Origin of the sequence: Streptomyces polyasparticus (assembly GCF_014493765.1) — a bacterium.
Lineage (GTDB): Bacteria > Actinomycetota > Actinomycetes > Streptomycetales > Streptomycetaceae > Streptomyces > Streptomyces polyasparticus.
In genome coordinates this window covers 1-11,437 of sequence record NZ_JACTVJ010000056.1, presented here as the reverse complement: position 1 = coordinate 11,437, position 11,437 = coordinate 1, and the positions used below count along the sequence as shown (strand labels likewise).

The following is an 11,437-nucleotide window of genomic DNA, read 5'->3' as shown; positions in this document are numbered from 1 at the left end:
CGCCTGGCTGCACGGCTTCCGACGACCCCGAGTCCGCTGGGAACGCCGGGCCGACATCCACGAAGCCTTCCTCAAACTGGCCTGCTGCCTCATCACCCATCGGCAACTCCAGTCATTGTGTTAGCCGTTCTAAGCCCGCTGCTCGACGGCCACCCAGGAACTCCAGTCCCAGCTCGACGCCCTCACGCCGGTCTGCTTCGAGGAGTTCCACGAGAAGGTCTCCACCCGCGTCAAGGTCTGGCCCGAGTACGAGAAGGCTGTCGCGATGGCGGTCCGCTTCAAGACTCTGCATCCCGGTGTCCAGGTGATCCTGACCGTCCACGAGTTCCGCTGCTTGGGCCGTGGCACCGAGTTGCTGGTCACCGTGGAGGACCTGCGCAAGGCCGGTATCGCCCTGGAATTCCTCACCGGCCCAATCACCGGCCTGTACGACCCGGGCGACCGGCATGGCCAGGGCGCGATCCTCTTCGGCGTGCTCGCCGCCCTGTCCGGCGCCGAGCGCACCTACACCCGCGAACGCACCCTGGAAGGCCAGGAATCCGCCCGCAAGCGCGGCCGCACGGGTGGCCGACCGCCCTCGCTGGACGCCGACCAGATCGACTACGCCCTTGCGCTGCGCGCCAAGGGCACCCCGATGAAGGAGATCCAGCAGAAGATCGTCATCGCCCGCGGCAAGCACAAGGGCAAAAACCCCAGCCTGCCCACGTTGTACCGCACCCTCGCCGAAGCCGGGCAGGACACACCCGCGTGAAGGCGCCCGGGCAACTCAGCCCGGGACGAAGAAGGACCGCCTTCGATCCGAAAGCTACCGGCAGGTCACTTGGCACCTGGTTCGGCGTTCGTTAACGGCACCCCGCCTCCGGGGCTGGGGAATTACGTGAACTCAGCCCCGGGGAATAACGAGGTTCAGGCCGCGATTCCGTGAATCCCCAGGTGGAAGGCGCGAGTGCGGGAACGTTTCTCGCGGGGATTGCCCCGGTATGGGGGTTGTGGCGATTGAGGATGTGCTGTTTCCCGGGATCGATGTGCGGGTCACGGCGGTGCACGCCACCGCCGACGGGGTCGTGGTCGAGGCGGCGGCGGGTGGTCGACCGCCGGACTGCCCAAGTTGTGGCCGTTCGGGGCGCCGGGTGCACTCCCGCTACCGGCGGCGTCTGGCCGAACGCCCGGTGGCCGGACGGCACTGGCCGTACCCACCTCCTTGGGCTGCTCGCCGCCCCGCCGGTGCCCGAGCGGGGCGCCGCGGGTGCTCGGCGTCGACGAGTTCGCCTTCCGCAAGGGCTGTCGCTACGGCACCGTCCTCGTCGACGTGGAGGCAGCCCGCGTCGTGGACGTCCTCCCCGACCGCGACGCCGCGACCTTCATCGCCTGGCTGAACGAACACCCCGGCGCCGAGATCATCTGCCGGGACCGGGCCGCCGCCTACTCCACCGCGATCCGCGAAGGCGACCCCGATGCCCAGGAGATCACGGACCGCTGGCACCTGCTCCACAATCTCTCCGCCGCAGTCGAGAAGACCTGCCATCAGCACCGCCCGTGCCTGCGCAAACAGGCCGACGAAGAGCGAGAGAACACGCCCCGGAAGATCATCAATCCGCTGCCGCCGCCGACCCTGCCGCCCACCAAGATGGCCGTCCGCACTGTCGACCGGTACTCCGACATCCACCGCCTGCTCGGCCAAGGATGCTCCATCTCCGAGATCGCCCGCCGCCTGCATCTGGACCGCAAGACCGTCCGCCACTTCCGAGACACCGACCTCGACACCCTGCTCGCCTCCTCCCGGGTCGAGGGCCACGTCAACCGCATCAAGACCATCAAGCGACAGATGTACGGCAGAGCCTCGTTCCGCCTCCTCCGCACCCGGATCCTGCTGCGAGCATGACCTTGGGATTCACGGAATCGCGGCCTGAACCCATAACGAGAAGTTCCACACGCGCCCAGACCACCCTCGAACGCTGGCACCAGATTCACGGCCTCCTCGACCAGGGCGTTGGCCTGCTCGAATGCGCCCGCCGTCTCCAGGTGGCCCTGAACACTGTGAAACGCTACGCCCGCGCCGACCGGCCCGCGCGGATCCTCCGCGTCCCCAAGTACCGCGCCAGCCTGGTCGATCCCTACCGTGAGCACCTGCGCAAGCGCCGGGCCGAGGACCCTGACGTCCTCGTCCTGCACCTCTTCGAGGACATCAAAGCCCTCGGCTTCACGGGCTACCTGAACCTGCTACACAAGTACATCAACCAGGGCCGCGCGGACGCCGAGCACAGCCATGTCTCCCCGCGCAGGCTCGCCCGGATGCTGCTGACCAAGCCCGACAATCTCAAGGCCAAGCAACACGAGCCCCTGACCAAACTCACCGCCGCATGCTCCGAGATGACCCAACTGGCCGCCAGCAACCAAAGCTTCGCTCCGCTCCTTGTGCCTCACGCCGACAACGCCTCCTCGCTCACGCACTGGATCAACCAGGTCAGCGGCGCCGACCTGCCTCACCTGTACTCCTTCACCCATGGCCCGGAGCAGGACCTCGACGCCATGATCGCCGGGCTCACGCTTCCGTACAGCAACGGCCCCACCGAGGGCGTCAACACCAAGACCAAACAGATCGCGCGCCAGATGCACGGACGCGCAGGCTCCACCCTCCTCCGCCACCGGATCCTCCTCGGAAAACAGCACACTCCGTCACCACCGCAAGCGAGACAGAGCCGTTGACCGTAAGGACCCCCAACGCACGCCTCCTCAGCAAAAGTTGATACCTGTCGGACAGCAGAGTGCGGTCGCCAGGCACCACCGTGCCGAGAAGTAGTGCGCGACCCGGCTCGCTGAAAGCACGAGCCGGGTCGCGTCGTGCGGAATCGGCGGGCTCTCCAGGGAATGAAGGTGCCCCCGCGATTCCGCGGACACCTCACGCGGTGCGCTGTGTTTCAGCGGGTCCGGTCGCCAAGACTGTCGATAGTGTGGGTGCGGACGTACTCAGACATCGTGTCGTCCCTGACCGCGCTCCAAAGGGCCGCTCCCGCCTTCACGTCGAGACGCACCACGGACTGGCCCTGGACCATGCCCGTTCCGGTGATAGGAGCGTTCATGAAGGTCAGGTCGCCGATACCAACGCTCTTCATGTCCCAGGCCAGTTCACGCAGGTCACTGTCGGAAAGGTGGTCGTCGACACTGACGCTCTGCGTGATCTTGTCGAGCAGATCCTTCGTCTTGAACGGGTCTGTCAGCGAAGCGCTGGCAAGCACCTTGCTGAGCACGGAACGCAGATAATTCTGCTGCCTCAGCGTCCGGTCGAGGTCACCACGCGGCAGGTTCTTCCGCTCACGAACGTAGTCGAGAGCTTCCTGACCACTCATATGGCGCGCGCCGCCCTCGGCGACCGGTATGTCCACGCCACCGACGGCGTCAGTCAGCTCCTTGAAGCCGTTCCAGTCCAGCATCGCCAAGTGGTCGATCTTTACCTTGGTCAGTCGCTGGACCGTGTCTATGAGAAGGGGTGGGCCTCCCCATGAGAACGCGGCATTCAGCTTGGCCTGCCCATAGCCGGGGATCTTGACCCAGGAGTCTCGTGGCAGTGATACGAAGTAGGCGCCGGAGCGGTCTTCAGGGAGGTGTACCAGCATCATCGTGTCGCTGCGCTGTGCGCCTGGCTTCCAGATGGGTCCGGTGGCCTTGCTCCCCGTTGTCGGCAGGTCGGTGCGGGTGTCCAGCCCGACGAACAGGAAGTTCTCACCGCCCTTCCCCTCGGCCGGCTGAGCGGCAGGCGGCACGTTGGTCGGGAAGGCATCCGGGATGCGCTGCACGTTGCCGGTGAAATGGGACACCGCCCACCAACCGGCCCCCCCGATCATCCCAATGCCGAGCATGAGCAGGACCAGTGCTCCCAGCAGAATGCGGCGGCCACGCGGCCTGCGTCGACGCTGCGGTGGTGACGTGCTCATGTGCGGGGTACCTCTCGGCGGGCAAAGGGACGGAGCGCGAGGGCAGCCGCACTTCCACCTTCCACGCTACGAGCGCGGCCGGGGGTTATCGCACGTCGAAAGTTGACTCCTCAAACCATAGATGCGAACGCGTGCGCCAGTACCTGCCGCCCTCCCCCACTGCCGGAGTCACGGTTACATCAGGCCTACCGCGGCCGCGCCCGCAGCCGTCACCACGAGAGCCCCCATGACGGCCGGCCAATCCCGGCCCGGCAGGGCGACACGCAGCATTCGGTCCAGCCGGTCGGCGGCCATCGCAACGACCCCAATCAGGAGGACCAGCGCGAACAGCGTGCGCTCGGGAAGCACCACAAGGGTGCAGCCAGTGAGGGTGAGCGTCGAAGTCAGGAGCCATACAGGCCACCGGTCGCCAGCCCTGGCCTGATCCTCGGCAGCCGCCAGGGGCATCGCCGGAGGCCTGCTCATTCGAACGTGGCCCTCCGCCCACGAGCAGACGACGGCAAGGGCGCAGAGAACTGCCAGAATCATACTGATCATCGGCGGCTCATCGCTTCTGGTCGCGCACGGAGAACAACGCGAACCCCACCAGCGTGAGACCCACAGATCCGCACAAGAGCATCGGCAGCGCCTGTCTCACCTCCATAACCGCAGCGAGCCGTCCCACCACGAGACATGCGACAAGCCCGTACGCCACGATAGGCACGGCCGCCTGACGTCTCATCACTTCGCTTCCCCATCTCCGGATGAACCACGGCAAGCGGATCCTGTGATCCACGCAGTCGAGGGAGCCGTTGATGCCCTCCGCATGACGGGGTTGAGGCCGATCGTCGCCCCGCAGAACTCAACCAAGCCGCTGTGACGTCCAGGCGTCTCACAGGTCTGTCACAGCACTCCTTGCCTACGCAAATCCCTGATCCGGTCCGAGGACACGCCTGCTTCCTTGAGTACCTCATCGGTGTCAGCTCCATGAGAACGGCCCGGCCAGCGGATCCCACCCGGTGTTTCGGACAGGCGGAAGAGCACGTTCTGCATGCGGACACTGCCCAGTTCCTTGTCCGGGACCTCTGCGACCGTGCCCCGCGCGCGGTACCGCTCATCCGCCATGACGTCTCGGATGTCGAAGACCGGAGCCGCGACCGTCCCTTCGTTAGAGATGGAATGCGGGCCGAGCATGGCGAGAATCGGCTCGATGACGGCCAGGTCGACGACCTGACCGCGGCTGGTCCGGCCGCGGCCGGCCAGAGCCGTCATCACTCCGTACGCCGTCGCGAGCGCCGCCACCGAGTCCGCCAGAGCGAACGGCGGCTGGGCCGACGGGCCTACGTGCTCGCCTGACGTGGCAGCGATGCCGCCCATGGTCTCGGCGAGCGCGCCGGCACCCGTATCTCCTGCGCGCGGCCCGCTCTGGCCGAAGCTGGTGACCCGGGCCAGGACGAGCCGTGGATTGACAGCCCTGAGTTCGTCCCAGCCCAGGCCCCAACTCTCCAGCGTGCCGGGACGGAAGCTCTCGACGGCCACATCGGCGCTGGCAATGAGATCCAGGAACGTCTCCCTGCCCTGCGGCGCGGAAAGATCGAGCGTGATGGTGCGCTTGTTCCGGCCGATCTGCTTCCACCCGAGGTCGATGCCGCCCTGGCTCGGCCCCTGCCCGCGAGACGGGTCGGGCTCGCGCGGATGCTCGACCTTGATCACATCGGCTCCGAAGTCGCCGAGCATAGTGGCGGCCAGAGGGCCGGCGAACAGGGTCGCGAGGTCGATGACTCGTAGCCCGGCCAAGGGCCCTCGAGCGCTGATGTCACGCTTGGGTAGCGGTGGGAGCGGGGAGACGGTGGACATGTGGTGAAGCTCCTGATCATCGGAGGAAGGCAATAGCGGGGCCCACCGCGTGTGTAGTTTGTGGGCGGTGTAGCTGAATGCACCGCCGCCGAACCAATTTGGCTTGCGGTGTGCAGAGTTGTCAGTCGACCGGGCGCCGCTGCCGGGGAGTACCCGCGAACAATCGGTCGATCTCGGCGCGATGTGGCATCGCGTTGGTCGCCCCTTGCCCCTGCACGGCGATCGCCGCGGCCGCCGAGGCCCAGCGGAGGGCCGGTACCACCGACCGCCCCGCCATGCGCGCCACCGTGAACGCGCCCACGAAGGTGTCCCGGGCACCGCTGGTGTCCTTGGCCGCCACATTGAACGCGGGTATCCACAAAGGGAGCCCCTCCCTGTCCAGATGAAGACAGCCGTCGGCGCCAAGAGTGATGACGACTTCGGGTACCGCGTCGAGCAGCGCGTGGGCGGCTTTCAGCGGGTACGGCTCGCCGGTGAGCACCTCCGCCTCATGGATGTTGGGTACAAGAACATCGACATAGTCGAGAACCGTCTGTGTGAGCGGTGCCGTGAGAACCGGAGCCGGTGTCAGCACGGTCTTGACTCCCGCGCCACGAGCTGCCCGGAGGCCTGCCTCCACCACCGTCATGGGCAGTTCCAGCTGAGTGAGGAAGACATCGGACAGAGCGATGCGTTGTTCTTCCACCTTGGTGAGGCCTGTCATGGAGGCGTTCGCCCCAGGCACGACGACGACGGCGTTCTCGCCCTGGTCGTCGACGACGATGTGCGCCATGCCCGTACGTCCGGCGATGCTGCGCAGACCGGAGGTGCCGACTGCCGCATCCATCAAAGAGGAGCGCAGTAGCAGCCCATACGTATCATCGCCGACTGCCCCGATGATTTCGACGCTGCCGCCTGCTCGGGCTGCCGCCACCGCCTGGCTTGCGCCCTTGCCGCCGACAGACTCATGGAACCCTTGTCCCACCACAGTCTCTCCGGCGCCTGGAGCGACTCGCACGTAGCTGACATGATCCATGTTGATGCTGCCACATACGGAGATACGCGGCCGGCCAAGGCTCATCGCTGGCCCCCCGCCGTGCCATCGGAGCTCTCTACGGTGGAGTCGACCAGGTCCAGGGTCCGTTCGGCGAGTGCGTCAAAGCCGACGCCGTCCAGCCCTGCGATCGAGGTAGACAGTCGGTTGTGGAGTGGAGCTGTCCAACGTTCGGGCAAACCAGAGGCTCCGGTGAGAAGACCTGTTACCGAGCCGACGGTGGCGCCATTGGCATCGGTGTCCCAACCTCCGGAGACAGCGCGGCAGATGGCGCCGGTGAAGTCGCCTCGGCTGTGCTGCAGGGCGGCCGCGACCAAGGCCACGTTGGGGATCACATGTGCCCCGTGCATGTGGCCGAACTTCACGTGAAGCTGGTCTACGATCCGCTCGAAGCCCGAGATGCCGCCCGTGGTCTCCTGTTGGGCCAGGTCGATTCCGTATCGCACTGCTGCCGACAACCGGGAGCGTTCGGGGACGACAGTGAGCCCCACGCGCAGGCACGAGCCGACGTCGGTCTCGCCTCCAGCCGCAGCCGCCAGCATGGCCGCCACGAACATGGCTCCGTACACGCCGTTGCCGGTGTGGGAGAGGACCGCGTCGCGCCAGGCCGCTTCGGCCGCCGCAGCAGGATCGCCAGGGTTGGTCCAGCCATGCACATCAGCCCTGGTCTGCGCACCGATCCATTCGCGGAATGGGTTGCGATAACGGGCCGTCTCCGGTGGCTCAAGGCCCTGGAGCAGATTGCGGTAGGCGATCCGCTCCGCGGTCACAGTGCGGCCAGCCGGCAGTTCATCAAGCCACAGGTTCGCCACGTCGGACGTGGTGAAGTCGCGGCCGATCCGCTCGAGCAGCAGTAGACCGAGGACGGGGTAGTTCAGGTCGTGGGCTTCGGGCATGCCGTCGATGTTCTCGGCGAGCGAATCGTCGCCGCTGCTGCCGTTCCAGGTCCACAGTTCCGCGAGTCCCGGGGGCATTCCCTTCGCAGTGAACCAGGTGTTCAGGGGCCAGTTGTGAGTGGCGCGGGCTACGTCCCGAATCCCGGCCACGGGTAGTTCATCGATGGGCTTGCCAAGGAGACACCCCGCTGCCCTGCCGAGCCACGCGCCGAGCAGCCTGTCGCCGAGCAGGTCGGCCCCGCGGATCGGTCGGCGCTCCGGCCAGAACAGGCAGGACCAGCGGATCGCCTCGATGCCAGTTGGCTCGTTGGCAGCGAACGGCGAGCCCAGCATGGACAGATCGTCGAGCAGACGGTCGGCCAAGCGGCGCAGGCCCAGCGGCACCGCTTTGGTGGATGAACCCGCTCGTGCGGGGGCGGTCAGCCCACCGGCCGTGGACCATCGGCGTGCTATAGACGCGCAATCCTGCTTGTCGACGATGGCTTGGCGCAGCCCATGACCTATGAGGTCCTCGGGTTGCACCCACGGCAGCCGCATCGGCTGCTTGGCGGGCGCGGTCATCGTTCACTCGCCATTGCAGGGGGGCCGCTGGCCGGTGTGCCCCTTCCCTGATCACGCGGGACGCTCAGGGGAAGCGTTCCGACTGTTGAGTTTGCGCTGGTCACTCGGCACCTGCCGACAGGTGCACGATCATGCTGGACATGACCCTCAGCCTGCTGGACCGTGCGGCAGCACAAGCGGGCCGAAAGTTGACCACCGCACGTCCGAAGTGGACTCGGCTTGTCTCATCGAAGGTGCGCCAAAGCCCTCCGTCCAGTTTTCAGCACCTCGCAATCGGCACGCCCAGGCATCTCTAGAGATCTTTAACCGAGCTGTGTTGTGTTTTGTGGATTCTCTGATGCCAGGGTTTCGGTCCTGGTGATGGAGAAGCACCAGCTCCATGGCAGCGGGACCCCGTAGATACGTCGACGAGCTTCGCGAGCGTGCGGTCTGCGAGGTGAATGGCACTGGCCGTCCGGTCTCGCATGTCGCCAGGGATCTCGGTATCTAGCCCGAGGCTTTGCGGCAGTGGGTCCGACAGGCCGGGGCCGACCGCGGCGAGCGCGACGACCGGCTGACCACCGCCGAACGTGATGAGCTGAAGCAGCTCCGCAAAGAGAACGCCGAGTTGAAGCAGGCCAATGAGATCCTGACGGCCGCCTCGGTGTTCTTTGCCCAGAAGATCGACCGTCCCCGGACGAGGCCGCGCAGGTGATCGACCACCTGCGCGAGAAGGGCCTCGGGGTCGATCCCGTCTGCCGGGTGCTGGAGCTGTCGCCGTCGACGTATTTCGCCCGCAAGAGCCGGCCGCAGTCGGCTCGCCGGCTCCGCGACGAACAGCTGATGCCGCTCATCGCGAAGGTGCATGCCGAGTCCGGTGCCACCTCTGGCGCCCGGTGGATCACCCCGTGCACTCAAACGCAAGGGCATCGACATGGCCCGCAGCACGGTCGAGCGGCTGATGGCCGAGCTCGGCATCGAGGGCGTTAGCCGTGGACAGCGACGTCGCACCACGATCCCCGAACCCGCGGCCCCGCGTCCGCCGGACCTGGCCGACCGCGACTTCACCGCGTCGAGGCCGGATGAACTCTGGGTAGCGGATATGCCCTAAGTCCGGACCTGGCCGGGGTGGGCGAATGTGGCGTTCGTCCTGGACGTGTTCTCCCGCATGATCGTCGCACGGCAGATCGCCCACCACATACGGACCGAACTCCCGCTGAATGCCCTGGAGATGGCACTGCGGCGGCGGCGCACAAGGAAAGACTCCAAAGCTCATCCACCACAGCCACAGACGATCGCAATACGTCCCAGTGCGGCACACCGATCGGCTCTCCGAGGCCCAGATCAGCACCTCCAAGGCCGAGCTGATCGAGATGCAAGGCCCCTGGAACGACGTCGATCAGGTCCCGGGTGCGATCGTCCAGTGGATCACCTGACACAACGAAGAACGTCTCCACTCCGCACCCGCCGAATACGAACAGCCCTTCCGGCACAGCCAGGAGAACACCCCGCAGTCCACCTCAAACAAGATCACCAGACTCTACGAAACTCCGGGCAACTCACGGGGCTGGGACTACGGCAGTTGTAGTCGAGCCCAGTTCTGGCGATGTTCCCTTCAACGCAAATGGGCCGATACAGCATCCGTTTCAGCCGCCTCATCACCACGGCGGTGAGCTGGTCGAGTCCGTGTTTGGTGAGTTGGCCAGCGTTGTCTTCAAGTGTGCCCACACGCCCTCGCCCAGGTTGGGCTTTGGAGCGTACGGCGGCAGCTGGTAGACGGTCAGCCGCTGTTGGGCGGCAATCAGCTTGCGCATCGTGCGGCTGACGTGCGTATTCAAGTTGTCCCGTAAGGCGACGGGACCGCCGAGTTGCTGGTGTGCGGCATCCGGCAGGCGCGCAGGCGGTGTTGGTGTAGCCCTGCCCCGACTGTGGTCACCTACACCACACGACACATAACCTTGCTGTTCCTGCCGTCGCCAAATCTCCTCATCTCCTCAGCGCACCGCCGTGTCCCGGCGAACAGGCTGCACGCACCCTCATCGATCGGGTTCGACGGGTGGGGGTGTCCTCGAGCCGTGCGTGAGAGCCCTGACGGAGGAGCGATTGAGGCACTTCGACCATCATCCTCTGACTCCTCCGAGAGATCCATCTGACCACGAGCTGTCTCCCTTCAGACCACAGATTCTGCCTACCCAGGCTGCTCGAATCGAGCGTGTAGGGCATGGCGGAAGGCGGTCGAGCAGAAGCAGTCATCGGTGCATGCCCGTCAGCTAGAGGAAACAAAGGATAGGGCCCCGGAAAGTAGGGCCCCTGGGAAAGGAATCATTGTGGCAACCACACGCTCCGCGCACACCATCTGGGAAGGCAACCTGCTTGAGGGCAGCGGCCGCGTTGCGTTCAATTCGTCCGGCATCGAGCAGCAGCCTGTGTCCTGGCCCGCTCGCGCCGAGAAGGCGGACGGGAAGACCAGCCCCGAAGAGCTGATTGCCGCAGCTCACTCCGCCTGCTTCTCCATGGCCCTGTCTCACGGTCTGACCGGCGCCGGCACCCCACCCGCCAAGCTCGTCACGTCCGCCGGTGTCACCCTGCAGCCAGGCGTGGGCATCACGGGAATCCACCTGATCGTCCTGGGTACCGTGCCCGGGATCGATGAGGAGCAGTTCCAGGCCGCAGCCGAGGAGGCCAAGAAGAACTGCCCGGTGAGCCAGGCACTCACAGGCACGAAGATCACGTTGACGGCCACACTGGCCTGATCCACGGGCCAGCACGGTCAGGATCCGAGCCCACTCGTCACGTGTAACGAAACTGCGCGTCGGTGATGTCCGTCTGCTCCTGTTCCACGACGCCTCGGGGGACGGCGGCGTCTTACTCCAGAGCGAACGAAGACGCGATGGTGACCGCCGACACCGCACCTCGAAGCCGTGTCATGCGTGGGGTGGACCGTGTGAGGGCGAGCTGCGCCCCGGCGCGGCAGGCGGAGCGGTCCTTCGGCACGACCTGAAAGCTGCGGTCGTTGGGCACTGTGGCGCTCGCGCTGCCTACACGCGCCGGGGTCCTGGCATCCATATGTAGACGCTGCGCAAGTGGGTCCGCGAGGACCACACCCTGCGGCGGAAAAACGCCCATTGCGCAGAGAACTTGCACCGCTGCCAGGCCGCGCCGGGCATGACCGTGTGGACCGCGGCGGCCAGAGCGGAGTG

The 11,437-nt window shown here is 66.2% G+C and carries 10 protein-coding genes and 4 pseudogenes; 8 read left to right on the top strand and 6 right to left on the bottom strand.

Going from position 1 to position 11,437, the window contains the following annotated elements; translation table 11 throughout:
- From H9Y04_RS45015 to H9Y04_RS45000, 4 genes and pseudogenes are all read left to right on the top strand, one after another.
- Positions 1 to 124, top strand: a pseudogene (locus tag H9Y04_RS45015) (IS5/IS1182 family transposase); the annotation flags it as partial.
- A gap of 69 nt (positions 125 to 193) precedes the next feature.
- Positions 194 to 751: pseudogene (locus H9Y04_RS45010) on the top strand (recombinase family protein); the annotation flags it as partial.
- A 495-nt stretch (positions 752 to 1,246) separates the two neighbouring features.
- A complete protein-coding gene (locus H9Y04_RS45005) occupies positions 1,247 to 1,882 on the top strand; it encodes a transposase (protein WP_187820052.1) in 636 nt (211 codons plus the stop codon).
- 50 nt (positions 1,883 to 1,932) lie between these two features.
- Positions 1,933 to 2,706, top strand: a pseudogene (locus H9Y04_RS45000) (transposase); the annotation flags it as partial.
- A gap of 212 nt (positions 2,707 to 2,918) precedes the next feature.
- Here H9Y04_RS45000 and H9Y04_RS44995 read toward each other — a convergent pair.
- From H9Y04_RS44995 to H9Y04_RS44975, 5 genes are all read right to left on the bottom strand, one after another.
- Entirely contained in the window at positions 2,919 to 3,932 is a 1,014-nt protein-coding gene (locus H9Y04_RS44995; protein ID WP_187820051.1) for an LCP family protein, read from the bottom strand.
- A 174-nt stretch (positions 3,933 to 4,106) separates the two neighbouring features.
- Positions 4,107 to 4,469, bottom strand: a complete 363-nt coding sequence (locus tag H9Y04_RS44990; RefSeq protein WP_187820050.1) for a hypothetical protein — start codon at positions 4,467 to 4,469, stop codon at positions 4,107 to 4,109.
- 345 nt (positions 4,470 to 4,814) lie between these two features.
- On the bottom strand, positions 4,815 to 5,768 hold the full coding sequence (locus tag H9Y04_RS44985; RefSeq protein WP_187820049.1) for a CaiB/BaiF CoA transferase family protein: 954 nt from the start codon (positions 5,766 to 5,768) through the stop codon (positions 4,815 to 4,817).
- Between the two features lie 121 nt (positions 5,769 to 5,889).
- A complete protein-coding gene (locus H9Y04_RS44980; RefSeq protein WP_187820048.1) occupies positions 5,890 to 6,828 on the bottom strand; it encodes a ribokinase in 939 nt (312 codons plus the stop codon).
- Entirely contained in the window at positions 6,825 to 8,258 is a 1,434-nt protein-coding gene (locus H9Y04_RS44975; protein WP_187820047.1) for an ADP-ribosylglycohydrolase family protein, read from the bottom strand. Before H9Y04_RS44975 ends, H9Y04_RS44980 begins: the two co-directional genes overlap by 4 nt.
- A gap of 499 nt (positions 8,259 to 8,757) precedes the next feature.
- Between H9Y04_RS44975 and H9Y04_RS48965 the strand changes: the two genes are divergently transcribed.
- From H9Y04_RS48965 to H9Y04_RS47660, 3 genes are all read left to right on the top strand, one after another.
- Positions 8,758 to 8,952, top strand: a complete 195-nt coding sequence (locus H9Y04_RS48965; protein ID WP_187820045.1) for a hypothetical protein — start codon at positions 8,758 to 8,760, stop codon at positions 8,950 to 8,952.
- A gap of 219 nt (positions 8,953 to 9,171) precedes the next feature.
- Positions 9,172 to 9,348, top strand: a complete 177-nt coding sequence (locus H9Y04_RS44960; RefSeq protein WP_187820044.1) for a hypothetical protein — start codon at positions 9,172 to 9,174, stop codon at positions 9,346 to 9,348.
- A gap of 199 nt (positions 9,349 to 9,547) precedes the next feature.
- On the top strand, positions 9,548 to 9,673 hold the full coding sequence (locus H9Y04_RS47660; protein WP_268980579.1) for a hypothetical protein: 126 nt from the start codon (positions 9,548 to 9,550) through the stop codon (positions 9,671 to 9,673).
- A gap of 94 nt (positions 9,674 to 9,767) precedes the next feature.
- Here the strand turns inward: H9Y04_RS47660 and H9Y04_RS48745 are convergent.
- A pseudogene (locus H9Y04_RS48745) lies at positions 9,768 to 10,144 on the bottom strand (transposase); the annotation flags it as partial.
- Between the two features lie 420 nt (positions 10,145 to 10,564).
- On the opposite strand from H9Y04_RS48745, the gene H9Y04_RS44950 reads away from it, so the two are divergent.
- Positions 10,565 to 10,990, top strand: a complete 426-nt coding sequence (locus H9Y04_RS44950) for an OsmC family protein (RefSeq protein WP_187820043.1) — start codon at positions 10,565 to 10,567, stop codon at positions 10,988 to 10,990.
- Positions 10,991 to 11,437 lie beyond the last annotated feature (447 nt).